At 48.3% G+C, this 26,089-nt stretch carries 22 protein-coding genes; 13 read left to right on the top strand and 9 right to left on the bottom strand.

Going from position 1 to position 26,089, the window contains the following annotated elements:
- Window positions 1–17: 17 nt before the first annotated feature.
- From WBJ53_RS27425 to WBJ53_RS27415, 3 genes are all read left to right on the top strand, one after another.
- A complete protein-coding gene (locus WBJ53_RS27425) occupies window positions 18–4,898 on the top strand; it encodes a glycoside hydrolase family 9 protein (RefSeq protein ID WP_338872229.1) in 4,881 nt (1,626 codons plus the stop codon).
- A gap of 108 nt (window positions 4,899–5,006) precedes the next feature.
- Entirely contained in the window at window positions 5,007–5,417 is a 411-nt protein-coding gene (locus WBJ53_RS27420) for a hypothetical protein (RefSeq protein WP_338872227.1), read from the top strand.
- A gap of 163 nt (window positions 5,418–5,580) precedes the next feature.
- On the top strand, window positions 5,581–5,775 hold the full coding sequence (locus tag WBJ53_RS27415; RefSeq protein ID WP_338872225.1) for a hypothetical protein: 195 nt from the start codon (window positions 5,581–5,583) through the stop codon (window positions 5,773–5,775).
- Here the strand turns inward: WBJ53_RS27415 and WBJ53_RS27410 are convergent.
- Complete coding sequence (locus WBJ53_RS27410) at window positions 5,772–6,146, bottom strand: hypothetical protein (protein ID WP_338872223.1); 375 nt, start codon at window positions 6,144–6,146, stop codon at window positions 5,772–5,774. The genes WBJ53_RS27415 and WBJ53_RS27410 overlap by 4 nt on opposite strands.
- Before the next feature lie 577 nt (window positions 6,147–6,723).
- On the opposite strand from WBJ53_RS27410, the gene WBJ53_RS27405 reads away from it, so the two are divergent.
- On the top strand, window positions 6,724–6,912 hold the full coding sequence (locus tag WBJ53_RS27405) for a hypothetical protein (RefSeq protein WP_338872221.1): 189 nt from the start codon (window positions 6,724–6,726) through the stop codon (window positions 6,910–6,912).
- Window positions 6,913–6,991: 79 nt separating this feature from the next.
- Here the strand turns inward: WBJ53_RS27405 and WBJ53_RS27400 are convergent, their stop codons facing one another.
- Window positions 6,992–7,879 (bottom strand): Nif3-like dinuclear metal center hexameric protein, encoded by an 888-nt coding sequence (locus WBJ53_RS27400; protein WP_338872219.1) that lies wholly within the window; start codon window positions 7,877–7,879, stop codon window positions 6,992–6,994.
- 269 nt (window positions 7,880–8,148) lie between these two features.
- Here WBJ53_RS27400 and WBJ53_RS27395 point away from each other — a divergent pair, with 269 nt between their 5' ends.
- The 3 genes from WBJ53_RS27395 to xylA all read left to right on the top strand — a co-directional run bounded on the left by WBJ53_RS27395 (window position 8,149) and on the right by xylA (window position 12,098).
- Window positions 8,149–8,835 (top strand): NUDIX domain-containing protein, encoded by a 687-nt coding sequence (locus tag WBJ53_RS27395; protein ID WP_338872217.1) that lies wholly within the window; start codon window positions 8,149–8,151, stop codon window positions 8,833–8,835.
- 321 nt (window positions 8,836–9,156) lie between these two features.
- A complete protein-coding gene (locus WBJ53_RS27390; RefSeq protein ID WP_338872215.1) occupies window positions 9,157–10,641 on the top strand; it encodes an FGGY family carbohydrate kinase in 1,485 nt (494 codons plus the stop codon).
- 125 nt (window positions 10,642–10,766) lie between these two features.
- Window positions 10,767–12,098 carry a xylose isomerase gene (xylA, locus tag WBJ53_RS27385; RefSeq protein ID WP_338872213.1) on the top strand — a complete coding sequence of 444 codons (1,332 nt, stop codon included), beginning with the start codon at window positions 10,767–10,769 and terminating at the stop codon, window positions 12,096–12,098.
- A gap of 456 nt (window positions 12,099–12,554) precedes the next feature.
- Here xylA and WBJ53_RS27380 read toward each other — a convergent pair whose 3' ends face one another.
- Window positions 12,555–16,466, bottom strand: a complete 3,912-nt coding sequence (locus WBJ53_RS27380) for a PAS domain S-box protein (protein ID WP_338872211.1) — start codon at window positions 16,464–16,466, stop codon at window positions 12,555–12,557.
- Between the two features lie 424 nt (window positions 16,467–16,890).
- Between WBJ53_RS27380 and WBJ53_RS27375 the strand changes: the two genes are divergently transcribed.
- Complete coding sequence (locus WBJ53_RS27375) at window positions 16,891–17,283, top strand: hypothetical protein (protein ID WP_338872209.1); 393 nt, start codon at window positions 16,891–16,893, stop codon at window positions 17,281–17,283.
- Between the two features lie 121 nt (window positions 17,284–17,404).
- On the opposite strand, the gene WBJ53_RS27370 is transcribed toward WBJ53_RS27375, so the two are convergent.
- Window positions 17,405–17,860: a transposase gene (locus tag WBJ53_RS27370; protein WP_338872207.1), complete on the bottom strand. Its 456-nt coding sequence runs from the start codon at window positions 17,858–17,860 to the stop codon at window positions 17,405–17,407.
- A gap of 44 nt (window positions 17,861–17,904) precedes the next feature.
- The gene (locus WBJ53_RS27365; protein ID WP_338872205.1) at window positions 17,905–18,204 is read right to left on the bottom strand and encodes a transposase; all 300 of its coding nucleotides are present in this window, start codon (window positions 18,202–18,204) and stop codon (window positions 17,905–17,907) included.
- A gap of 198 nt (window positions 18,205–18,402) precedes the next feature.
- Between WBJ53_RS27365 and WBJ53_RS27360 the strand changes: the two genes are divergently transcribed.
- From WBJ53_RS27360 to WBJ53_RS27340, 5 genes are all read left to right on the top strand, one after another.
- The gene (locus WBJ53_RS27360; RefSeq protein WP_338872203.1) at window positions 18,403–18,945 is read left to right on the top strand and encodes a transposase; all 543 of its coding nucleotides are present in this window, start codon (window positions 18,403–18,405) and stop codon (window positions 18,943–18,945) included.
- Window positions 18,946–19,044: 99 nt separating this feature from the next.
- Complete coding sequence (locus WBJ53_RS27355; protein WP_338872201.1) at window positions 19,045–19,212, top strand: transposase; 168 nt, start codon at window positions 19,045–19,047, stop codon at window positions 19,210–19,212.
- Entirely contained in the window at window positions 19,178–19,675 is a 498-nt protein-coding gene (locus tag WBJ53_RS27350; RefSeq protein WP_338872199.1) for a transposase, read from the top strand. The genes WBJ53_RS27355 and WBJ53_RS27350 overlap by 35 nt, the downstream gene beginning before the upstream one ends.
- A gap of 79 nt (window positions 19,676–19,754) precedes the next feature.
- Window positions 19,755–21,227 (top strand): IMP dehydrogenase, encoded by a 1,473-nt coding sequence (gene guaB / locus WBJ53_RS27345; RefSeq protein WP_338872197.1) that lies wholly within the window; start codon window positions 19,755–19,757, stop codon window positions 21,225–21,227.
- 175 nt (window positions 21,228–21,402) lie between these two features.
- A complete protein-coding gene (locus WBJ53_RS27340; protein WP_338872195.1) occupies window positions 21,403–22,140 on the top strand; it encodes an ion transporter in 738 nt (245 codons plus the stop codon).
- 18 nt (window positions 22,141–22,158) lie between these two features.
- On the opposite strand, the gene WBJ53_RS27335 is transcribed toward WBJ53_RS27340, so the two are convergent.
- The 4 genes from WBJ53_RS27335 to WBJ53_RS27320 all read right to left on the bottom strand — a co-directional run bounded on the left by WBJ53_RS27335 (window position 22,159) and on the right by WBJ53_RS27320 (window position 26,007).
- Window positions 22,159–22,962 (bottom strand): polysaccharide deacetylase, encoded by an 804-nt coding sequence (locus WBJ53_RS27335; RefSeq protein ID WP_338872193.1) that lies wholly within the window; start codon window positions 22,960–22,962, stop codon window positions 22,159–22,161.
- A gap of 193 nt (window positions 22,963–23,155) precedes the next feature.
- On the bottom strand, window positions 23,156–23,887 hold the full coding sequence (locus tag WBJ53_RS27330) for a metallophosphoesterase (RefSeq protein ID WP_338872191.1): 732 nt from the start codon (window positions 23,885–23,887) through the stop codon (window positions 23,156–23,158).
- Window positions 23,888–23,986: 99 nt separating this feature from the next.
- Window positions 23,987–24,823 (bottom strand): nucleoside triphosphate pyrophosphohydrolase, encoded by an 837-nt coding sequence (mazG, locus tag WBJ53_RS27325; RefSeq protein ID WP_338872189.1) that lies wholly within the window; start codon window positions 24,821–24,823, stop codon window positions 23,987–23,989.
- A gap of 380 nt (window positions 24,824–25,203) precedes the next feature.
- On the bottom strand, window positions 25,204–26,007 hold the full coding sequence (locus tag WBJ53_RS27320) for an aminotransferase class IV (protein WP_338872187.1): 804 nt from the start codon (window positions 26,005–26,007) through the stop codon (window positions 25,204–25,206).
- Window positions 26,008–26,089: the final 82 nt, after the last annotated feature.

Here is a 26,089-nt window from a genome sequence, read left to right as displayed (position 1 = left end):
TACGGAATTATCTTTTTATGAAACAACAAATTCTATTGACATTGCTCTGGCTGCTTACCATGTTCCGAAGTTATGCCGAGCCACCGTCAACGACAGGGTTTATTCGGATCGATCAGTTTGGGTATTTACAGAATGCCCGTAAGGTGGCCGTTGTGGTGAGTCCGCAGGTTGGCTCAAATGCGGGTACGCCGTTCAATGCCAGCACAGGCGCTAACCAGTATCAGGTCCGACGCTGGTCCGACGATGCGGTTATATTTACAGGCACCATTCAGGCCTGGCGCGATGGTGCTACGCAAACCCAGTCGGGTGATAAGGGCTGGTGGTTCGATTTTTCGAGCGTTAATACGCCTGGTTCGTATTATATTTTCGATGTGGGCAACAATGTAGGGTCCTATCGCTTTGAGATTGGTGATAATGTGTACAAAGAAGTGCTGAAAGCCGCCGTGCGCACGTATTTCTACCAGCGTATCAACGCTGCCAAACAACCTCCCTATACTGATCCTAAATGGGCCGATGGAGCCTCCCACGAAGGTCCGCTACAAGACCGGCAGGCAACCAGCCGCTATGCCAAAGGCGATCTGATGACCGCTCGCGACGTACACGGTGGCTGGATGGACGCGGGCGACATGAACAAATACGTAACCTTTGCCGAAGAGCCGGTAGCGCTGTTGCTGGAAGCTTATCGGTTGAATCCGGCAGTATTTACCGATGACTTCAATATTCCGGAGTCGGGCAACGGGATTCCCGATATTCTGGATGAGGTGAAGTGGGAACTGGATTTTATGCGCCGGATGCAGGACGCAACCGGAACGGGTGGTTTGTTGTTGAAGGTGGGCGTCGATAATTATGACGAAACCAATCCGCCCAGCGCCGACCGACGGCCACGCTATTACCTGCCCGAATGCACCTCGTCGACACTATCGGGGGCAGCTATGTTTGCCGTTGCCGGAGCCGTTTTTCGGAATGTTCCGGCTCTGAACGATTATGCGCAGGATATGATAGCCCGCGCCGAACAGGCGTTTGCCCGCGCCAGAGTGACAACCAGCAATTTTACGACCTTTCAGACCGATTGCGACGACGGTACTATTCACGCGGGCGATGCCGACAAACCCGCCGATATTCAGCGGCAGTCGGCGGTGGTGGCGGCCATCTATTTATTTGAAACGACGGGCAAAGCCGAATACAAAGCCTTTGTGGAGTCGCAATATGGCCAGATTCAGCCCATTGCCAATGAGTGGTGGGGACCGTATAGTATGCATGTACATACGGCTCTGCTGCGGTATGCGGCCAATCCGGCGGCTACACCAACGGTTGCTACGCAAATCAGGAATGCTAAAAGTCAGCAGAATGGCGTATTGTCGATCAATGATTACAATGCTAAAATGGATCTGTACCGGGCCTATATGGCCGATGCACAGTACCATTGGGGAAGCAATCAGGTGCGGGGAAATGCGGGTGTCGCCAACCTTGATTTTGTGAATTTCACTATCAATACAGCCAATAAGGCGTTGTATCGGGAGGTAGCTGCCGAGTATCTGCACTGGTTTCATGGTGTGAATGCCCAAGGCAAGGTGATGCTGTCGAATATGTATGCATTCGGGGCCGACGATTCGCAGAATGAGATATATCATACCTGGTTTATGGACGGTACCGACTGGGACAACGCGCTGACGTCGCCCAAAGGCCCCGCTCCGGGTTACCTGACTGGCGGGCCTAACAACATGGATCAGTATGATGGCACCGAAGGGTACATTCGCAACGAGCCGCTCCAGAAACGCTATAAAGACTGGAATACGGGGTGGCCGCAGAACTCGTGGATTTTTACCGAAGTAGCGATTTACAACCAGGCTCCGTACATCAGCTTACTGAGCCGTTTGATGATTCCTACATCGGACCCCACCGACACCGAACCGCCAACGGCACCGACCAATCTGGTTGCTACCGACCTGTCGGCCTATTCGGTGAAACTGTCGTGGACTGGGTCGACCGATAATCGTGGTGTTACGGCTTACGAGGTCTATCAGAATGGTTCTAAAATTGCTGAAACACCCGAAACGAGCACGAATCTGACAACACTGTCGCCCAGCACCAGCTATACTTTCACGGTGCGGGCTATCGACTTTTCGGCCAATCGGTCGAATCCGAGTAACGAAGTTGCCATTACTACCCCGGCAGTCAGTCCCAATGATTTCATCATTTACGACGATGCGCTAAAAAGCACGCTCTCCGACTGGTCGTGGAATAGCACCAAAAATGCGGCCAATACCGACCCGGTGAAAATGGGGCAGAAGTCGATGAAAGTCGACATAACCGTAGCCTGGGGGGCGCTTAGCCTACGGAACAGTGAGATCATCAACACAGCCAATTATCCGGGCGGGGTGCAGTTCTGGTTTTACGGGAGTGATAAACCAGTTCGGGTAACGGTCAATCGGGTCGATACCGATCCGCCATCCAATGAATACCGAATTCCGGCCGAGCCAAATACGTGGACATTGGTGCGTATTCCCTGGAGCGAATGGGGGAATCCAACGCAGATTCAGCGAATCTCATTTATGGATGCGTCGGGTGGTGTGCAGCGGTTTTATCTGGACGACATCCGACTCGTCGCTGGCGCATCGTCAGCCGATACACAAGCACCGACCGCACCGGCCAATCTGGTAGCCAGTAACATTACGGCTACCAGCCTGCACCTGTCCTGGGCGGTTGCTACCGACAACGTAGGCGTTACGGCTTATGAAGTTTTGCAGGGAAATACGGTGCTGAACCGTAACGTATCGGCAACGGCGCTGGAGGTAACAGGCTTAAGCTGCAACACATCGTACAACTTCACCGTTCGGGCCAAAGATGCTGCGGGGAATGTATCGCCGAATAGCAATACGGTTTATGTGATGACCACTTCATGTACGGACACACAGGCACCAACCGCACCAGCCAATCTGGTAGCCAGTGCTATTTCGACAACGAGCGTGAACCTGACCTGGGCGGCTGCTACCGATAATGTAGGCGTTACTGGCTATGAAGTATACCAGGATGGTATGCTGATCAACGGCAATGTGTCGGTTCCGGCGTTGAATGTGAGTGGCCTGAGTTGCAATACCAGTTATACGTTTACGGTAATTGCTAAAGACGCTTCCGGCAATAAATCCGTCGCCAGCAATACCCTGACCATAACAACCTCGGCCTGCGCCGATAGTCAGGCTCCTACGGTTCCGACGGGTCTTATCGCCAGTAACCTAACAGCGTCGGAGCTAATGCTGACCTGGAATGCTTCGACGGATAATATAGGCGTTACGGCCTATGAAGTATACCAGAACGGTGCGCTGCTGAATGGAAATGTAACCCAGACATCACTGAACGTAAGTAATTTGTCGTGCGGTACGGTTTATACCTTTACGGTTCTGGCCAAAGATGCTTCCGGCAATAAATCGGCGCAAAGCGTAGCCGCGAGTGCCACCACCCTCAACTGCCCTCCGCCCACACCGTCGGGCAGCGAAGTAATTTACGACGAGTCGCTGAATGCGAACTGGCAGGAGTGGGGTTGGTCGATCAGCTCGAACTATGCCAATACAAATCCGGTGAAAGTAGGTCAGAAATCGCTGGCCGTTACGTATACTGATGGTTGGGGTGGATGGGCCATTACACGGAACAGCCATTTTATTACGACTCCGCAAACAACCATCCGTTTCTGGCTCTATGCAACTACCGATAAGACCATTGGCGTATGCACCAACTCCGAAAACGACAGTGGTCTTAGCCCGTATGTTTCGTTTAAACCAACGCCTAACGTATGGCAGGAAGTGGTAATTACGATGCTGCAACTGGCGAATCCGGCTAAAATCAAACGCATGACCATTCAGTCGCAGGAGTCAGGAGCAAATCTGATCTATGTTGATAATGTTCGCTTCGAAGGGTCGTTCAACGTGGTTGTCAGCAACATTACCACAACCAGCCTGCGCCTGAACTGGACTGCACCCGACCAGGCAACGAGTTACGAAGTGTATCAAAACGATACGCTGGTGAATGGGAACGTGGCCAGAACTGCACTGGATATTGCAGGTTTGCAATGTGGCACAGCCTATCGGTTCTCGGTTCGGGCTAAGGATTTCGCTGGGGCGTTGCTGGTTGCAAGTGTTCCGGTAAGTGCGTCGACTACGTATTGTGTTGGGTCGTCGGCGGTTGAGATGATCTACGACGAAGGCTTCAATACCGGCTGGGACGACTGGTCGTGGGGCGTTGCCGTCAACTATGCGAACACGAATCGGGTAAAAGAAGGTCAGAAATCGGCGGCTCTCACCTACGACGGTTGGGGTGCCTGGTCGATTTTCCGGAAGACGGCTTTAACCGTTACAGCCCAATCGACACTCCGATTCTGGATTTTCGCCACAACCGACAAACCATTGGCCATAACGCCGTATGCCGAAAATGACAGTCAGGCAGGGCTAACCTACAGTTTTCAGCCAACACCCAATGTGTGGCAGGAAGTGGTGCTGACTATGGCACAACTGGGTAATCCGACGCGTATTAAACGACTTGTGATTCAGATGCCAACGTTTGGGCCAAACCCAATTTATCTGGATAATGTGCGAATCGAAACGCCCAACGGATCGGCCCGAATGGCTGCTGTTTCGGGCGAATTTCCTACCGAAGGCCGTATGACGCTTAGCCCTAATCCAGCTAACGCGCCTGTGCGCGTACAAATCCTGACCGACCGGGCCGAACCGGGCACACTTGCAGTGGTTAGCCTGATGGGAACACTAGTTGCCAGCCAACCCGTGCAGATGCAGAGGGGGCTCAACGAATATATGCTCGATTTGAGCAACCTGGCTGTTGGAACCTATCTGGTGCAGTGGCAGACATCCACAACGCAACTGTCGCAGCGGCTTATACTGGTAAAATAAACTGGCAAATCAAGAACAGTACTGGTTCAAACTGCATTCTATTGGGTTGGACCAGTACTGTTCCAACGAATCGGTTCATAAGCGGATCTTATTGAAAAACATCCGCTTATGAAACCTCTCTCCTTACTTTTCGCCCTGTGTATAGTATTGTCGGCTTGTCGGAAAGAGTCGGCTTCACCGCTCGATGACGGAACGTTGACGGGGCGCTTTCGGCTGGAAGTCGATCCTATCCGCTGCGCCATGCCTACCACCCAACGGCTGACGATTCAGTCGACCGGTACAGATACCTACCAATTCGTCTACGATCGTTTTGGGGTGGGAACCTACCGGCGAATGGGCATCAAAGCAACAAAAATCAACGACACAAAGCTAGAACTGAGCTTAAACGGCCAGGCCATCGGGCAGTATGCCTATGAAGAACTCCGCAGCCTGACTGGTACCCAAAAGCGATGGGTGCTGATGGTGAGTCATGAGGCCAATCAATCAGACGGGCTGGAGTTTATGGGTGTAAAAGAATAGCCGGTTGCGGATTAGAATTCGGTATTTGGCAATGCTAACCTTATATCTTTAGAAACCGTTCGAAGCTGTTTGCGTTCATCAATTCGGTATAGGGCAGTAGTGAGTTGCGGACGTACTAACTATTTAGTAACTTAGCCGACATTCCAGTACTGCCCTATACTCAATGAATCAGTCTGAACATCCGGATGAACATCTTCCGAAAGCTGTTGAAAACTATGTTTTTACAGTTACCAGCCGGTATATCGACACCGCAAAACCTCCACTTCAGTCCGAGTTAATGGATCTGGTCATTCATATTGATAAACCACATACAGACGAAAGCCCCTGTATTAATTCGGATATCCGTTCGTCTAATTAAGAAGCTGAAAACGCGGCTAGTGACAGACTGGCTTCAGCTAGCAGATTTAGCTCGTTTAATGTAGATACGTGGCGGCTTAATAATTGGTATTCAGTCATGAGCGCAATGGGCTGAACTTGATTTACCTGAAGCATTTCTGCCTGGAGTTTTTCCAATTCGTGCTGCATTTTGACCAATAACTGATTTAGGTCATTCACCGAACACAGTCCTGTGTATACGTTTGCATGTTGGGAAGCTGCCTGAAAAGACCGGATGAATAAAACTATTCGCTTGTGATTGGTATCGAAGCGTTTCATAGCTTCTACCCACTGAGTAAGCGTCTGCTCCAGGCAGGCTCGCTGCAGGTGTGGCTGGTAATTTTTGATTGACATAGATTAAGTACAGTATGTAAAGAGTACGGTTTGACAAATCAAACCCAAAACTCCCCCTATGACTATTACTTAGTTAATTGTGAGTACAAATATTTATTATACGGATAGATTGCTTCTGAGATCATTAATAAATATGCTTTTTTTTGTAAAAAAATTAAAAAAGGCCTGATCTTTATCGTAATTTTTTAGAAATGGTTGCTGAGGAAAATTACTCAGTCGAATGCAGAGTATTGATTCTCAGCAACGGCTTTGGGCGCACAACGCCTTAATCGAAACCCATATCGGATTCATTTCGAAACGGATCGGTAATGGACCGAATTCGGGCCTAAATAGCTAGTTTCGGCAAACTAAGACTGATAAATTTGTTGCCTCAAGTTCAGTGGATTCAATTGCAGGCCAGTCCCAACCGGGGTCTTTGGTTGATTGCCGTTGAATAGTATACTGTTTGAGTTGACATTGAGTTGCCTTTTTAGTCTGGATGCTCTTATAAGGCAGGTCGATGAGTTGGTTATGTGGTGGATAGTTTAGTTTTATGTTACCAATACTGTAAATTGCCCTTCTAAATCCTTTCTTATAAATGGACTTTCTATCGTATAGCCTTATCACCATCGCATTGGTAGCGATAGTCATGTGCGAACGACGCATCAAACGGTATCAGACTGAACAGCAAAAATTTTACGAGCAACATCAGCTTGAAATTGATCAGTTGAACGAAAATATTGATCAGCTTTACCAGCTCTTGAAAACCAAATATCCTACTGAGTAACGCCTGCCAAAGAGCCGGATTGATTTATCTGTCCGGCTCTTTTCATTGCCAGTGTGCCAGCCTGGACAAGTAGTATAGCCTATTTTGAAGTCTGTCCGGGACGCCAGTAGGGTTCGCCTGCTGAAAGAAACTCGATAGGAACTTCGTGGATGAAACCCGATAGCCATTCTCTGCAATAGTTCATGCCTGCCTGCTCGGACAATAAATGGCCGAGTATGATTAACCCCTTTTTCTGGCCCGAGGTAATTGCATCCTGCACATATTCTACAAGCTCCCATTCGTTGGTTTCGCCAATGATCAGCACATCGCCCTGGGCCAGAAACGGCACGCCAGGATACAGGCTGCAGTTGCCCCAACTGGCCATTGCTTTTCGGATGGGTAACTGCGGGTCGCCAACCACACGCATGGTTTTGATATTAAGTTTGCTGGCCATTTCCTGCGCCAACTGGGCAAGCGTCGTTTCGGGAAAGGTAAACAGGCGGGTGTTTTGCGGATCGACATAATTTTCCCAGCTCAGTTGCCGAATCATGCCGGTTGCAATGCCATCTGGACGATGACCATGCCAATGGTCGTGGAAATGAAAAACGGATAGCGTATGCTGCTCAATAAAATCGCGCTTAAGCTGGTAGAGTGCATCCTGGGCAACGGGTTCCGTACGATCCTGGTGCGAATAGTAGGTAGGTTCGTGGGTAATTATCAGGTTCAGGTTTCGGTCAGCCGCCCGTTTTAACACATCGAGAGTGGCCATCATGGTCGATGCGATGCCTTTGACAGGCATATCCAGACGACCCGCAATCAGATTGTCGACGGTTTGTTCACGCCAGGGAATACCAACGTTGGCCTTGATTCGGTCGATAACCTGCCCTACGGTGAGTGGCTGGTTTCTGAAGGGCCGCACAAATTGGGCCGTAGTAAGGCCCAGCGAGGCCATCAGAAACGAACGACGTGAAGTTTTATACGTAGTCATAAAAGAGAACTCTGAACGAAGTAAGATTTTTTTGATTGATCAATTGCCGATAGAGAAAAAACTCAGTATCAGCCAGTATAAAATCGCTTGGTGTGCTCTGTACCTCTGTGGACAAGTGAAGGTAAGAATAAAAGAGAAAGTACTGGCTAAATTACTGCGATGACGACCGGCAACAGATAGGCAGGCCGAAGAAGCGCTGTTTTTGGCAAAAAATGCCCTGAATTCTCTACTTTCGCTTTCAATCGAAACTGTAGTCTTACCGGCGACGCATGCTAGAACAATATAAACAGCAACATCCCTACCTGGTTGCTCTGGATTCCATCATCTTTGGTTTTGATGGCGAAAGCCTGAAAATATTACTCGTGAAACGGGGTATGGGAGAAACAATCTGGTCGTTGATGGGAGGATGGCTTCAGCCCAGCGAGGGGCTGGAAGAAGCGGCCGCCCGAATCCTCTTCGAACTGACTGGTTTGTCGAATATGTATCTGGAGCAGCTCCATGCTTTTGGCAATCCGAACCGCGATCCTATTGTACGAACCGTATCGGTAGCTTATTTCTCGCTTGTTAAAGTAGCTGATTATGAATCGAAGATTTCGGAGACGTTTCAGGCCCGCTGGTTTTCGATCTATAACTTGCCTACGCTTCTGTTCGATCATGCCGATATGGTAGACCTCGCCATTAAACGATTACGCTATAAGGCCGCCCAACATCCGATTGGGTTTGAACTGCTGCCCGAAAAATTTACAATCCCGCAGTTGAAGAAGCTATACGATGCCATCTACAATACCGACTTCGATAAGCGAAACTTCAGCCGGAAAATTCTGTCGACCAATTTGCTTATTAAACTGGAGGAAAAGCAAAAAGGGTTTTCCCGAAAAGGGGCTTATTACTATCAGGTTGATCAAACAAAATACCAGCAGGCAACCGATTCCTTTCTGAATTTTATTCCCAGCTAATTCCACAATCTCGTAAGAAGGTGGCCAGCGTTTATGACGCTACATGGAACGGATGGGTTTCTAGGACACCAACCTCTGGCATTCATAAGACAATCAATCATGGCCGAGCAGCACCAGCATCGTTAAGTAGCCGCCATACCTGACGTTAGCCCGGTGAAAACAATTCATAAAAAATAGTTAGGTGTCATTTTGACATTTATAAAATAAGTGTCAATTTTACACTACTAAAATTTCCTGCTTAGACCGGATGCATAGCGCATACGATTAGTCATTGAGCAAGCAGTCTCTAACATCAATTCGCACTCGTTTAGATTCCAGATAATGGCAGCTTTATTACTGGGTTACGACATTGGCAGCTCTTCGGTGAAAGCTGCGCTGGTCGATGCACAAACCGGTCGACTCGTGGCATCGGCAACGAGCCCTGATCAGGAAATGAAAATCAGTTCGCCACAACCCGCATGGGGCGAGCAACATCCCGACGAATGGTGGCAGGAGCTGATTCGGGCAACCCAGCGGCTGAAAGAAACCTATAGCTTTGATGGTGAAGATGTTGTGGCTATTGGTATTGCCTATCAGATGCATGGCCTGGTGGTGGTCGATAAAGACGATACGGTGCTGCGGCCATCCATTATCTGGTGCGACAGTCGGGCGGTTACCATTGGTCAGCAGGCACTTCGGGATCTGGGCGAAACCTATTGCCTGGGCGAATTGCTCAACTCGCCGGGAAACTTTACCGCTTCTAAACTGAAGTGGGTTAAAGAAAACGAACCGGCGGTATATGAAAAGATACACAAAGTCATGTTGCCGGGCGACTACATTGCCCTAAAACTAACCGGAGAGGCCCAAACCACAGTGTCGGGGCTGTCGGAAGGGGTAATGTGGGATTTTAAAACAAACCAGGTTGCTCATCACCTGTTCGACTATTTTGGAATAGACGAAACCCTGCTGTCGGACATTGTACCCACGTTTGGTTTTCAGGCGGGAGTTAGTGCCAGTTCGGCTGCTCTGCTTGGCCTAAAAGCCGGAACTCCCGTGACTTACCGGGCGGGCGATCAGCCCAACAATGCGTTTTCGCTGAACGTGCTGCGGGCCGGTGAAGTTGCGGCTACTGCCGGAACATCGGGAGTCATTTATGGTATTACCCGCGAAACATCGTCCGACCGGGCCGGGCGCGTCAATACCTTCGTGCATGTAAATAGCCAGCCAGCTGATCCCCACCTTGGTGTTCTGGCCTGTGTGAACGGAACGGGCATTCTTAATAGCTGGCTGCGTCGGCTGGTTGGTAATATGCCCTATGAGCAACTCAACCAACTGGCTGCTCAGGCCCCCATTGGCGCTGCTAATTTGTTGTTTTATCCATTTGGCAACGGGGCCGAACGTATTTTAGGAAATGCCAATCCTGGCGCTAACCTGAAAAATTTAAGTCTGACAACACACCAGATTGAGCATGTGCTTCGGTCGGCTCAGGAGGGTATTGTTTTTGCTCTGTCGCTGGGGTTGCAGATCATGGAATCGGTGGGGGTATCGGCTCGGGTTGTGCGTGCCGGAGAGGCCAATATGTTTTTAAGCCCCGTTTTTCGGGAGGCATTCGTCAACACAACGGGAGCCACACTCGAATTATACAATACCGATGGTGCTCAGGGAGCCGCCCGGGGCGCTGGTGTTGGAGCAGGCATTTATGCCACGTTCGACGAAGCGTTTGCGTCTCTCGAACGCGTTGGCCTGACCGAGCCAGATCCCGTTAAACAGCAGGCTTACGCCGAAGCCTTTGACCGTTGGCATACTCAACTGTTAGCCAGCTCCTAACTAAAATCTTTGTTATTATTCAGGCCGTATTGGTTAAAAGCGCTTGATAAAGAGCTTATCTACTTGCCAATGACTACTGGCTAACCCACTAATCGACTAATTAACGCATTCTAACAAAACCAATCATGTCAACAATCACACTAGGTGACCGGGAGTTTTTTCCGGGTATCGGCGCCATCGCTTACGAAGGGCCAAAATCGAAAAACCCATTAGCGTTTAAATGGTATAACCCTGATCTGGAAATTGGCGGAAAAACCCTGCGGGATCAGCTTCGGTTTGCTATTAGTTACTGGCATACCTTCTGCGGAACCGGGGGCGATCCGTTCGGTCCGGGAACGCGCATTTTTCCGTGGGATCAGGACAGCGATGCCAACGTACGGGCTAAACTGAAAATGGACGCTGCCTTCGAATTTTTTACAAAAATTGGTGCGCCTTACTATTGTTTCCACGACATCGATCTGGTTGATGAAGGTGCTTCGGCCAGCGAGTATGAAAAACGGCTGCAAACCATTGTCGACTATGGCAAGCAGAAACAGGCTGCCAGTGGCGTAAAACTGTTGTGGGGAACGGCGAACGTATTTTCGAACCCCCGCTACATGAATGGAGCCTCCACCAACCCTGATTTTGCTGTGCTGGCTTATGCCGGAACTCAGGTGAAAAACGCCATTGATGCCACCATTGCGCTGGGCGGAGAGAATTACGTGTTCTGGGGAGGCCGGGAAGGGTATATGTCGCTGCTGAACACCAACATGAAGCGCGAAGTGGAACACCTGGCACAATTTCTGACCATTGCCCGCGATTATGCCCGTAAGCAGGGGTTCCAGGGAACGTTCTTTATTGAGCCCAAGCCTATGGAACCAACAAAACACCAGTATGATTATGATGCCGCTACTGTGATCGGATTCCTCCGTCAATATGGTCTGGACAAAGATTTTCAGTTGAATATTGAAGTAAACCACGCTACGCTGGCGGGGCATACATTCGACCACGAATTGCAGGTAGCTGCCGATGCAGGTATGTTAGGCAGCATCGATGCCAACCGGGGCGATTATCAGAATGGCTGGGATACTGATCAGTTTCCAATCAATATTTATGAACTGGTAGAAGCCGCTTTGGTAATTCATCAGGCGGGTGGCATTAAACCCGGCGGCATTAATTTCGATGCCAAAGTGCGCCGGAACTCTACCGATGCCGACGATCTATTCATTGCCCACATCAGCGGTATGGATGCTTTTGCCCGTGCGTTTATCGTGGCTGATGCGATCCTGAAAGATTCCGACTATCTGAAGTTCAGAACCGAGCGGTACAGTTCTTTTGATAATGGGCAGGGCAAAGCCTTTGAAGAAGGTAAACTAACGCTGGAAGACCTGCGTAGCTATACACTGGAAAACGGTGAACCACAACTCCGCAGCGGTAAGCAGGAGTGGCTCGAAAGCATCATCAATCAGTATATCTAGCCAATGCGGTTTAGCCAAACCCGCATCCATTCAAACCCAAATGCTACACAGCCTTAATGCCAACAGTTGTCAACCGGATTTACTGTTTGCATTAAGGCTGTATGGTTGTTAGATACTGGCAACCTTCACTGATATAGCCATTTGGAAACCAGCACGAACATAGCGGGGGAGAGTAGCCAGGGAACAAGGAGTGATAGCGGAAAAATAGCGGATAGCGTGATGAGAAATTGTTTATAAGAAGGGGCCGCTTTTCTGGATTCGGGTGGCGTAAACCAGAACTCAAGCCCCGTTTGTATGTCAACTTTTTCGTCCGTATTCAGGAAAGGGCCGTACTTCCTCCATTAGTTGTTTACGCGTGTCAGATTCCATCCAGGCGCGCAGATTGGCTTCAGACGTCAGCTTCTTATCTTCTCACTTTGGGAGGACAGGTCCTGAGCCCGCTGCTCATATGCCTACTCAATAAGGAGACGACGGCGTAAGCAGGGTTAGTAACAGCGCAATTTCATCCAGCATCTGATTCTGTAGATCGATCAGTCCATCAGGATTTATTTCTGCCGTGGTCTCCATCTGGTGCGCCAGTTGTGCCAGGTTTTCCATACCGGCACTAGAGGCAGACCCCCGAAGCTTATGGCCCAATGCCCGCAGCGTAGGTACGGATTCGGCACTGACTTCGGTCTGGAGAATGGCTACCGTTGCCTGTAACTCAAGGCGGATTGTATCGACAAGTTCGGCATAAAAATCGGGATCGCCACCAGCCATCATGTGTAAGACGTGCGGATCAAAATGCACATTGGTAGTTTCATTGACTGGCGTTATACGGGAAGAGCTTAACGGACGAATCAGCCATTTTTGTAACGCATCGGCGAGGGCTTCCTCTGAAACGGGCTTTGTCAGAAAGTCGTCCATACCGGCAGCAAAGCACTTTTCTCGCTCACCCTGAATACTGCCCGCCGTTAAGGCCAGAATAGGTACTGGTGGCTGAATACCTGACGAACGAATTTGACGGGTAGCTTCATAGCCATTCATAACCGGCATTTGCACGTCCATTAAAATCAAATCCGGACGATGCTGATGATAAGCCTCAACGGCCTGCTCGCCATTTTCGGCTTCGATAATATGCGCATTGGGAATGATTCGGCTGACGAAGGTTCGGGCCAGCAACTGATTGATTTTATTATCTTCAACCAGCAGGATTTTTACCGAATCGGAATGGATACTGACGGGCTGATCCGACAACGTGTCGATTGGTCGTTCATCCTGCTGCGTTAGCCGGGCAAGTGTCTGGTAAAGCTCATCCATTTTAATGGGCTTAACCAGCCTGTGTCGGATACCGAGTGTTTCGCAACCGCGAATGATTCGATCATCGTCCGACGAACTATGCAGTAGAATAGGAATCTGTTCATGGGAAGCCGAAACAAAATTAGCCTGGATTTTTTCTATCGTTTCCAGGCCATCCATAAACGGCATATGGTAGTCCATCAAAATAACGTCGTAATTATTATTAACGCTTAGTAGTTGCAAAGCCTCAAAGCCATTACTGGCTTCCTCGACAGTAATCTGCTTTAAGGCCAGCATATGTTTCAGAATTATCCGGTTATTAGCATTGTCGTCTACGATCAGTACCGAGTGAATTTGTTCAATGCCCTGATAGGTGACCGGTGGCCCCGATTCGACCGGTAGCGGAATTGAAAAAAAGAAGCAACTACCCTCGTTGACTTTACTGCGCAGGTTGAGCTGACCGCCCATCAAATCAACAAGTTTGTTGGAGATTGTCAGACCTAAACCCGTGCCACCATATTTTTTGGTGATGGACGGTTCTTCCTGAGCAAAGGCTTCAAAGATCCGCTCCTGCATATCTGTTTTAATGCCAATGCCCGTGTCGCGAACTTCAAACAGATACCTTATTTCGGGCTGATGAATGTCGGTTAAGGGTTTAACTTGTAGTTCGATTTCGCCCTTTTCGGTAAATTTGACTGCATTGCCCAGTAAATTGACCAGAACCTGTTTTAACCGCACCGAATCTACATAAATAAACCGGGGCAGATCGGAAGGAATATTGAGCAGAATTTCCAACCCTTTCTGCTGAGCCTGATACGTAATTATATCTGTTGCCTGCCCACAAATTTCGTAGAGATCGACACGTTCGGGAGCCAGTTCGAGTTTTCCGGCTTCAATCTTCGAAAAATCAAGAATGTCGTTTATGATGCTCAACAAGGCATTGGCCGACTGATTGACAATAGATAGGTACTGATGCTGCGTTGATGTCAGCGATGTTTTCAGTACCAGGTCTGTAAACCCAATAACGCCATTCAGGGGCGTACGGATTTCGTGGCTCATGTTGGCCAGAAACTCAGACTTGGCTACACTGGCCTGCTCTGCCAGTAGTTTGGCTTTTTTCAATTCGTCGCGTTGCAGACACATCTCCGTAATGTCCTGTGTAAACATCATGATGCCGCCAATAGATCCGTCGAACTGATACCAGGGTCTTACTTCCCAGCGTAAATACTGATCATGGTCCCAGCCTTCCGGATGCCAGATATCTTCCTCATTTTTCTCAACTGCTCCCTGCGCACATCGGGCATGAATTGCTTTCCACTCGTCAGAAATGTCCGGAAAAATGTCGTAATGCGACCGGCCAATTACGCTTTCTGTTAAGTGATAATCCTCCATCCAGCGTTTACTGACGGCTATATAGCGAATCTGACGGTCGAACATAGCTACGGCTGCCGGGGCATGCTCCACAAAAGCCATGAGTCTTAATTTTTCATTGAGCAATGCCTGTTCGCCTTTTTTGCGCTCGTCAATATCCTGAAAGGTGCCATATAGCCGCTTACAGACACCTTTTTCCAGTTCGGGGGTGCCAATCGATCGTACCCAAATCTCCCGACCCGTTGCCGTTCGTATCTGAAGTTCGAGATCATAGAGCACTTCCTGCTGAATGGCTTCCTGAACGGCGGCCCGTATACGATCTTTATGGGCTTCTGTGAAAAATGAAATGGCGATGTCAAGCGTAGGTTCAAAATCAGCGGGAACTTCGTGGATTGCTTTCGTTACCGAAGACCAGCTTAACCGATTGCCAGCAACATCGAATTCCCAGGTGCCAATGCGGGCTGCTTCATTGGTTTGCTCCAGCATTTGCTTGGTCTGTTTCAGATCGACCTCCAACTGGTGGCGCCGGGTAATATCGATGGCATTGCCAATCACATAAGCCCCATCGGTACCGGCCTGCTCCAGCACGTTATTGAACAGCCAGATCAGCAGGCTTCCATCCCGATGCCGCGTGTGCATAAGCCCACTGGCTTTGCCCGTTTCGCGGATGATTTTTAGGTAGTGTGCAAGCCCCTCATGCTGATTTGGGGGAACAATCTGATGCAATGTAAGCCCAACAAGCTCTTCGGGTTCATAGCCGAGTGCGCTGGCGCCTGCCATATTGACCGTCAATAATTTGCCCTCAAGATCATGGATGCATAAAAAACCCTGCGAGTTTTCGAAGAACGATCGAAACTTGGCCTCCGACTGGTGGAGCAGGGATTCTTTCTGTTTTTCTTCGGAAATATCGCGGGCAATGGCAAACAAATAGCCGGTATGTGGTTCGGGCGAAGCAGTCCACTGAAGGTAGCGATAGTCGCCATCCTTACATCGAATCCGATGCGCGAAGTTAATCGTAGGCTCTCCATCGGCCAACTGCTGGATCTGCTGAATGGTTAATTGCAGGTCGTCGGGATGAACAAGCTCAAAAAAAGACGTTTCCAGCAAAAACTCAGTATCCCAGCCCAGAACTTTACTAAACGCAGGGTTGATTCGTTTAAAGAACCCATCCGTACTTGCAATGCAGATCAGATCGTTGGAGAGCGTAAAGAGGTTTTCCAGATACAGCAATTCCTGTTTCTGCCGATAGGTGCTGATCAAGCCCATGGCCATATCGCCCAGAATCTGGAGGGCTTTTTGCTGATGGGGTGTAAGTTTTCTGGGCTCGCGATCGAGAACGCAAAGCGCGCCCAATGCATGGCCGTTGGAATCGGTTAGCGGATAGCCCGCATAAAAGCGAATGTGCGGATCGGTCAGTACCAGCGGATTTTCTTTGAAGCGGTTATCTTCCTGAGCGTCTTCTACTTCAAACAGCCCCTGATCCTGAATGGTATAGTTGCAAAAGGCAATGTCGCGGTGTGTTTCCTGCAGATCGATGCCAATACGGGATTTGAACCATTGCCGTTTTTCATCGACCAATGAAATCAGGGAAATGGGTGTCTGACAAATCAGGGAAGCCAGATCGGCCAGTTGGTCAAACTCTTTGTCGGGGGGCGTATCCAGAATCTGGTATTGACGGAGAGCCTCCAGACGTTTTTTTTCGGCTGTGAGTACAGGCATGAAATCAATAAAGCTTATATAGGGAGAGATACGGCCCTAAAGTAGTAAATTTACCAGTTCTATAAACTTTATTGGTATGCTAGTTTAAGCTATATAAATTTAATCTCTTAAAAGTAATTTAGTGGTAGATAGTATTAATAAGTGGTGAGGAGGGGGTTGTACGGTTTTAGAAAAGTAAATCGGAAAGCGTGCGTTTAGTTAGCTTTCCATTAGCCGACTTTCTTACTGGCAGAAGTCCCTTGGTCAGGATGTGATGGCAGGGCACACACTTAGCAGCGTATTATATGTCTGTATTTTGATATAAATATAGTTAATGGAGCTATGTAGCATGCTGGTATAGACAGGAGCAGTGGGTCAAACCAGTAGCTTTCTTAACAATGTTTCTGGATTTCTGTTGTAATCTCATAAAATGGGCCTCAACAGAATGAAAAAGAAGACGATAAAGCGATTGGCCAGAATACTTCTGGGCGGGAGTTTAGTAGTGGCAGGTGTAAGCCATCTGACATTTGCCCGAAAAGCGTTTCGGGCGCAGGTTCCCGACTGGGTTCCTTTATCAAAAGATGAAACCGTTCTTTATTCAGGATTGGTCGAAATAGCCTTAGGTAGTAGTTTGGTACTTACTCACAAAAAGCATCAAAAATTAATCGGGAAAATTGCTGCCAGCTTTTTTACGGCGGTTTTTCCTGGTAATCTGTCGCAGTATATTAATCGGAGAAGTGCATTCGGCTTAGATACAGACCAAAAAAGATTTGCTCGTTTATTCTTTCAACCCGTATTAATTTATTGGGCCTTAAAGAGTACTAATAATCTAAAGTAAAGGCTTTGTTGCATGACTCACAAACGGTAATCTGACTTATGTTAAAGGGCCTACAATAGCCGTATAAATATTTTTTTTGACGATTTGTCGTTTACTTATTCGATCTTTATTAAGAACCTGTTTAAACTTTCGCTTTACGGTTGATTTTTCGCAAGAAAATGACTGAGAATGCAATAAAATGTAGACTCATCCAGTTTTTGACTGAAAACTCAAACCGGATCAAAAGAGCTTTGAAGCCGTCCATCCAAGCATTAGCATGTTCAATCACGGAACGATCGGTGTACAAGTCGTCATCGAAAATATGGGTACCGGTTGGATAAGGCCTCTGGTCTTGATTAGATGAATTTCTGGGATTCTCTTTCACATTGGCCAGGATTTCTTCTTGCTCACAGGCGGTTCTGAAACTAGCCGAATCAAAGCCAGCGTCAGCATTGAGAAATAAGCCTTTCAAGTTGATACCTGCTTCTTTCAACAGGCTACAAATCCCATCAAATAGTACTTGAATTTGGAATAGATCCTGGTGTTGCCCTGCTTGAGGAGTAGACATGGCCAGCATAAGCCCTTGATTATCGGACATAAACAGCGCATTTGTGGTATTACAGGCTTTTCGCCCTTGGTAGCCTACGGCATCCCCCCGTTTTTGGCAGGTGTATGACTACCGTCAAACTCGACACTCGACAGGTCTAAATGCTTCAGGTTTTTGCTCAACAAATTAAGCCAAATGGCCTTCCAGCAATTGGCCTTACTCCACTTATTATGATAGTAAAAGACCGCATTCCAACTCAAGACTTTATCTGTGAAAAACTGTTTTGTAGGTAACTCACGCCATTGACACCCCGTTTTTAAGCGATGGAAACCGGGTCGCCCTTTAGGTTTGTGGGCTGGTAAGAAACCAAGATTTGAGCTTTTGCCAGTAGTCAACCAGAGAGGGTTACCCTACCGGGTCGCCGAGGAGTCAAAGACCTATGCTCCGAACGGTCCGCCGTCGCGGTCAGGTCCCTCTCTGTTTCCATTGCCATAAGACTCGAATAGAAATAAGGGATTGCAGGCCCACGAAAGGCGGTCGGCCGCTGCCGGTCGAGAAAAGCAAGGAGTTGACTACTCATTCAAAACTAAACCTTGTTATGGACTTTTGCTACCGCCCCGGCGGCCTGGTTCATTGGCATCGACATTGCCAAAGACACTTTGGATTGGGCCGTTTTTACCCAACAAGGATTGCAACTTAGTACCCATGGTGCCAACACTCTGGCGGGTATTAAGACTGCTTTAGCCGAGTTTAAAGCACTGCCTGGTTGGAATCCCAAGCTGGCAGTGTTCTGTATGGAACATACGGGCCTGTACAATGCTCATCTGCTGGAGTTACTTGACCAACAAAAGCTGGCTATCTGGCTAGAATCGTCTTTGCAGATTAAACAGGCAGGTGGCATGCAATGGGGTAAAACGGATAAAGTTGATGCCCAGCGCATTGCTCAATACGCGTATCGCTTCCGCGATCAAATGCGCCTTTGGCAGCCCCCACGCGAGGTTATTCAGAAATTAGCCTTTCTTAGTACCACCCGCCAGCGGCTCAATCAGGCGTATAATCTGTTGGCAGTTCCAGTAGCTGAGCAAGAAACGTTCATCAGCAAGGCGCTCCAAAAAAAACTCAAAGGCAACGTCTAAAAATCACTCATCGCCCTCAAAGAAGAACAAAAGGCGGTTGAGTTAGCCATCAAAGAGCTCATCGAAGCCGATGCTCGGCTGAAAGAATTGTTCGACTTGATGATTTCCGTACCAGGCATCGGGCCTGTGATCGCAACCGAACTGGTTGTGGCCACCAACGAAATGCAAACCATCAACGAGCCTAAAAAGTTGGCTTGTCACGCCGGAGTTGCTCCCTTCGACAGAGCCGCCTGTGCGGTACCGTTCAGGAACGAGTGTACGGGGTAAAACCAAAGTGAGTCACCAGGCGCGCAAGCGCCTGAAAGCGCTGGTTCATATGGGTACAATGTCGGCTATCCAGATGAAAGGGGACCTTCAGGACTACTATCAACGCAAACTCGGCGAAGGGAAGCACAAGATGCTAGTACTTAATGCAGTTCGCAACAAGCTCATTCACCGGGTTTGTGCAGTAGTTCGGCGAGGTGAAAAATATTCGGACCGCCGATGCGGACAAAAATTATACGTTAGCACTTGCTTAAGCCATAGAAATCGGAGCGATGCATTCGACAATCTGCGTAAGTGGGACTGTTGTCTCAAATCCACGTGTTCCCACTGTCAGATACGGCAAAATCCATTTTTCAATCATAGCTTTGTCGATGATCCCCATTACTATGTGTATTTAAAGTTCGCGCTTCAAAATTCACACGGTTTTGGGGATTTTAGCGAAAGTTTAAACAGGTTCATCCTGTAAATCTTAAACGTTGAATAAGTATAATTCGAAACTTATTTCGTAATTTTGTCCGGCAAATAACATCACCTGTTTATTTGCCATGAGCTTAGATACGAGCAAGTTTCTTTACGAGGCTCTCACCTACGACGATGTATTGCTGCTACCTGCCTACTCGGAGGTCCTCCCGCGCGATACAAATACCACAACCCAGCTTACCCGCACAATCCGTCTGAACATTCCGCTTATTTCGGCGGCTATGGACACCGTCACGGAGTCGGCACTGGCTATTGCGATGGCGCAGGAAGGAGGCATCGGCATTATCCATAAAAATATGAGCGTTGAAGAGCAGGCCGATGAGGTCCGCAAAGTAAAACGCTCTGAAAGTGGGATGATTATCGATCCCATTACGCTGTTAGAATCGGCGACGCTTGGCGATGCGCATAAAATTATGCGCGAATTCAAAATTGGCGGTATTCCAGTTGTCGACGGCACAGGTAAGTTGGTCGGTATTCTTACGAACCGGGATTTACGCTTCCAGAACGATCTTTCTAAGCCCGTAACGGATATAATGACCAGGGAGAAACTGATCACCGCGCGGGTTGGCTTAACACTGGAAGAAGCCGAAAGTATTCTTCAGGAATACCGAATCGAGAAATTGCCCATCGTCGATGATCACTATCACCTGGTTGGTCTGATTACCTACAAAGACATTCTGAAGAAAAAGAGCCATCCAAATGCCTGCAAAGATGAGTTGGGCCGTTTGCGCGTTGGGGCTGCTGTAGGTGTTACGCCTGACCTTCAGCGCCGAATTGAAGCGCTTGTGAAAGCAGGCGTCGATGTGATTAGCGTCGATACGGCCCATGGACACTCAAAGGGCGTTCTGGATGCCGTACGAAATATTAAGACGCAGTTCCCGAATCTTCAGGTTATTGCCGGTAATGTAGCAACTGGCGAAGGAGCCAAAGCACTGGCCGATGCTGGAGCCGACGCGGTGAAAGTAGGAGTAGGGCCAGGTAGTATTTGTACGACCCGGATTATTGCCGGTATTGGTATGCCGCAGCTAACAGCCGTCTACGAATCAGCCAAAGCGCTGGCTGGCACGGGTGTGCCGGTTGTTGCCGATGGGGGCATTCGTTTCTCGGGCGATATTACCAAAGCCCTTGCGGGTGGTGCCAGCACGGTTATGATTGGGTCTTTGCTGGCGGGTACTGAAGAAGCACCGGGCGAGATTGTGCTGTATGAAGGACGCCGGTTTAAGACGTATCGCGGCATGGGATCGGTTGAGGCAATGGAAGATGGTTCTAAAGACCGTTATTTCCAGGATGCTGAAGACGACATCAAAAAACTTGTTCCAGAAGGTATTGTAGGACGGGTACCGTTCAAAGGCAAAGTGTCTGAAATTACTTATCAACTGGTTGGCGGTCTGAAAGCGGGTATGGGCTATTGCGGTGCTGCCGATATTCCAACCCTGCAACAAGCCAAATTCGTGAAAATTACGACTGCTGGCTCGCGTGAAAGCCATCCGCACGATATTTCAATCCAGAAAGAAGCCCCCAATTATTCAGCGCGGTAAAGTTTATTAATCAACGATAATTTTTATAGCCTGCGACTCTCTGTAGAAGAGAATCGCAGGCTTTTTGGTTAAATGAGCGGGAAAAGATCAGTCTGAAAAAAACAGCTAATCTTTATGCTTTATCTTCGACGGTTAAGCTTGTTTCGTTCGCCACTGCTTACTCACTTCCTTTGCTATGCGCCGGTTGGTTTCCTCTAAATTGACACTCCACCAGATGGTTATGCTGGTTTTATCGGCTTATGTAGTCCTGGCTCTCCTGGTTCGGGAATTGGTACCGATGCATCCTGGTAGCCGTAAACTACTTGATCAGATCGATACCGGAATCTGCATCTATTTCCTGTTCGATTTCTTTCTGCGACTCTATCAGGCACCCGATAAGCTGAAATTTCTGCGTTGGGGCTGGATCGATTTATTGGCCAGTATTCCGGCACTTGACTGGTTTCGTTTGGGGCAGGTTGTGCGAGTGGTTCGTATTTTGCGGATGGTTCGGGCATTTCGGTCAATGCATGAATTTTTGGCGTATCTGTTTAGAAATCGGGCCAATGGAACGCTCTCCGCAGTATTGTTGAGTTCGGTATTGCTGATGATTTTTGGGGCCATTGCAATTTTATCGGTTGAGCGGGTGCCCGAGGCTAATATTAAAACACCGTCGGATGCACTCTGGTGGGCCTTTGTTACGATAACGACCGTTGGCTATGGCGATCGATATCCGGTAACAACACTCGGCCGATTTATTGCCGCCGTTCTGATGATAGCGGGCGTTGGCTTATTTGGTACATTTACGGGCTATGTTGCCAATTTCTTTATTGAACAGGAGCAGGAAAAAGAACAGGACGATATCCAGTCGCTTACGCGGGAAATCAGACGGTTGCGGCAAAAAATAGAATCGCTGGAAAAACGGCTTGAACAGTAGCAAGCTGTTGACACCGCTTTATTTGCCAACCGTATCGACAATGCTTGTCGGCAACTGATAAAGCAGCCATTGTTTGTTACGAATAGCACCTGAATGCTGACGAATGAGCTGAATAAAGTCAGCGATGCCTAGTGGCTCGTTCCCATTCGCATGAATCAGAACCAGACTTCCCTGACTGGGTTGCTGCTTTTTCGCTAACCAGGCATCACTGCCAATTGGAAGCAACCCAAAGGATAGTACCCGATCAAAAATAGTTTTGTTGGACACCAATCCCGGAAACCGAAAAAAAATTGAAGGAAGCAAGCCATTTTGAAGCATTGCCTGTTCGTTTAGCAGTATTTCTTTAGAAAGATTAGTGTTCGGCTCCAGCAGAAAGTTTACCGATAGCGGCAACCGTGGATCATAATGATGATAATAGGAGTGATTCACCCAGGTGATATCGAGTTGTCCGCGACTAACCAGATTTTTCAAGTAAGCCAGATCATCGGCATGACGAGCCATCCAGAGGCCGGTAATGGTTATCGTAATCGGAATGGGTTTTTCTTCAGGGCCGAAGGCCGCAATCAATTGCTCAAATACCGAACGGGTTAGCGGTTTATTGGACGGACACAGGTCTATGGTCAGACTAAAACCACGCTCGGTCGTATCGGCCCGCTCCAGACCGGCATCCTGTAGATTAGTGTCCCGCTCTTGCTCTGTTCGTATGGCCCGGAAATACGGTGTTTGCTGAAACTGCTGTTTGAGCGTTTCCCATGGAAGTGGTTTTACCGTTTGGGGCTGTAGAATTGCAACTGAGGTTTCGAGCGTTTTAGAATCAACCATAAAGTAATGCGTCTGGTTGTTCTGTTGCCACTGACGTAGAATAATTTGTTGTCCGGATTTGGTTGACGCCGTTCCAAAATAAACATGATAATTGCTACTTTGCCCAAAAAGTTGGACTGAGCAGAGCAGAGCTAGATAACTAACTGCCAGTAAACGAAGCATTTTCAGTATAAACCATTACGGAACAAGAGCTCTAAAGATAATGAACCGTACTGGTTGTGCCATGGGTTGTCAGATTGATTTCCCGAATCCCAACGTAGTAATTGTCAATCTCTATTTCCGCAGGGTCATGTTTGATCTGAACAAAGGTTGAAGGCGTTATAAGCATCATGAGATTACCACGCTGTACTACTTTCTCAACGTGATAATGCCCGCAAACGACCGTAACATGGCAGGACGATCCTTTCACCAGATCCAGAAATTCTTCACTTTGGTGGAATGAATCATGGGCATCCATATAGGTTACATCGGCCGGAATGGGCGGATGATGCATAAAAATCAGCACATTATTGTCGCGTAGGGCTGCCATGTATTCGCGAAGCCAATTCCATTGTTGGGGCGATAACTCACCTTTAGACGTGTCCAGAAAGAGGGTTGGCCTGCCTTCCAGCGGCAGTGCAAAATAAAGTTCGTTATCGTGCAGGTTATGTTTGCGGCCAAAAGCTTCGGCTACCATAACCGAATCGTCGTGGTTTCCCGGAATAACGTAGTGCGGAAAAGGCAATTGAGCCAGTTGCTGGCAGACCCATTCGTAAATAGCCGGGTCGCCAGCGGTGTTGCAGATGTCGCCACCCAGCACCAGACAGGCAGGCTTCAACTCCGATAGAAAAGCAAGGGTATTGAGGAAATTTTGCCGGACATCAACGCCTTTTGGGTTTACGCCAGCCGCATCGATGTGTAAATCTGTGATGAAGGCAATTCGCATAGGGCAATGTTTCTGAACCGCACAGCCATCGCTGTGTGATTATACGGATTGAAAGATTCGACAGATTGTTTGTTGGCTTTGGTAGAGCACACCCATAAATCAGTGCAATCCTGCCGGACTACCGGGCGGTTCGGTTTTGGCTTCGTTCCAGTATACGTCCATTTCGGCCAGCGTCATTTCGCTTAGCGATTTGCCATTGGCCCGAGCCTGTTGTTCCAGATACGTAAATCGTTTGATGAATTTTTTGTTGGTTCGTTCGAGAGCTGTTTCGGGATTGATATCGATAAAGCGGGCGTAGTTGACCAGTGAAAACAGCAGGTCGCCAAATTCGCCTTCGGCCCGGGCGGGGTCAATCGCATTGTTTGTTTCGGTGTTGAATTCAGCCTTGAACTCCTGCATTTCTTCTTCCACCTTTTCCCAGACCTGTTGTTTCTCTTCCCAGTCGAATCCGGCTCCTCGTGCTTTTTCCTGAATCCGCATTGCTTTTACCAGCGCTGGCAACGAACCCGGCACGCCCGCCAACACAGACTTGTTTCCTTCTTTGAGTTTCAATTGCTCCCAGTTGGCCTTAACCTGCTCTTCGGTCTCGGCAACGGCATCGCCGTAAATATGTGGATGACGGCTAATGAGCTTGTCGCAAACGCCGTTCAGCACGTCAGCTATGTCGAAGTTGCCCGTTTCTGATGCGATTTTGGCGTAAAAAACCAGATGGAGCTGAATGTCGCCCAGTTCTTTCCGAATCTCACCCATGTCTTTTTCGAGAATGGCATCCGACAATTCGTAGGTTTCTTCAATGGTCAGATGCCGCAGACTATCCATGGTTTGCTTACGATCCCAGGGGCACTGAGCGCGAAGTTCGTCCATAATAGTCAGCAGGCGATCAAAAGCCATCAGTTGTTCCTGACGGCGGGCGGGCAAATCTTGAAATTGCTTCATTAGATTCATAAACCCATAAGCTGTAAGAAGTCTTATTGGTTTTCGAAAAATGTAATCTTATAAAAAATGGTACGGCAGAGATGGGTTAGCGGTTTCGCTAGTTGTAGTTAAGTAAAGATAGTAACAGGGGCTTAAAAAGTATAGCTACTCACTTTTTTTGCCATTTATTGAGTTTCGTCAGGTTTTCGGATCGGGCAGAGGGTAAGCCGTTACGGCCTGTCCGATTTTGGGTAAAAAATTGTCCGGGAACGGACGAAGTGAATCAGGCTTTTCGTGTAATTATCTGTAAGTCAATGGTTAATCAGGATGGCACGGCACTTGATCTACTGGTTGCTGCTTAGCACCGATCAATACCAATCGACGCTACCCGAAAGCTTAACTTAAACAGATTTATGTATGAAAATTTCCCTGATTTGGTCTAGCCGTTTGTCGGGCCATCCTCCGCTGAACAATTGAATACCCATAACATTAGCCGCAAAAACAGCCTCAGCTTCATCGAGTATTGTTGGCAAGAATAAGCCCTCCTGGATATCGGGGAAACGGCGCATTAATTGCCGCCGGGCAATACCATCAATGCAACCCGTATGGAGAGAAGGTGTGTAGAGAAGGCCATTCTGAAACCAGAACAGGTTCGATGCCACGCACTCGGCAAGGTAACCGCCAACATTCAGTAGGGCAACATCGCTGAAACCATGTTTTTGTTTGTGTTGGCCGGCTAGCACATAAGGTAGCGCGTTCAGCGTTTTAAATGCCGAAACTGGGGATTCGTTCAGGCGGTAGGTGTCAAAAATTCCTATTTTTGTCTGCTTGCTTATCCGAAAGGGCTGTCCTTCACGAGCGGTAATCAGCCAGTTGAAATCCTGACTGGAAGGTGTGTAGAGTCCGCCCGGTTTTCGCCAGACCTGGAGCTTAATCCGGGCCGGATTAGGAGTAAGGCCATTAGCCGAAATCAACCGAAGAATCGAATGCTGAATGGTGGGTTCATTGAATCCGGCAGGCACCGATAAGCCTAATGCCAGCATGCCAGCTGTTAGGCGAGTCATGTGATCAGACCAAAACCAAAGGTGGTTGTTTTCGTAGCGAATTGTCTCGAAAAGGCCATCACCATATTGAAAAGCCCGGTCGCCGACCGGCAATTGAAACTCGTCTTCTGTAAGTATATCCGAATTATAAACCAGAAACATGCTTAGTTTGCGCCGTTTATCCCAAAATAATAGTTGCCCCGAAAGTAAGTTTGTAACATTGAACCATCAAAATCCAGCGAAC

This window comes from Spirosoma sp. SC4-14 (assembly GCF_037201965.1).
GTDB lineage: Bacteria > Bacteroidota > Bacteroidia > Cytophagales > Spirosomataceae > Spirosoma.
The sequence above is the reverse complement of the archived record's forward strand: the minus strand, read 5'-3'. Positions and strand labels throughout refer to the sequence as shown.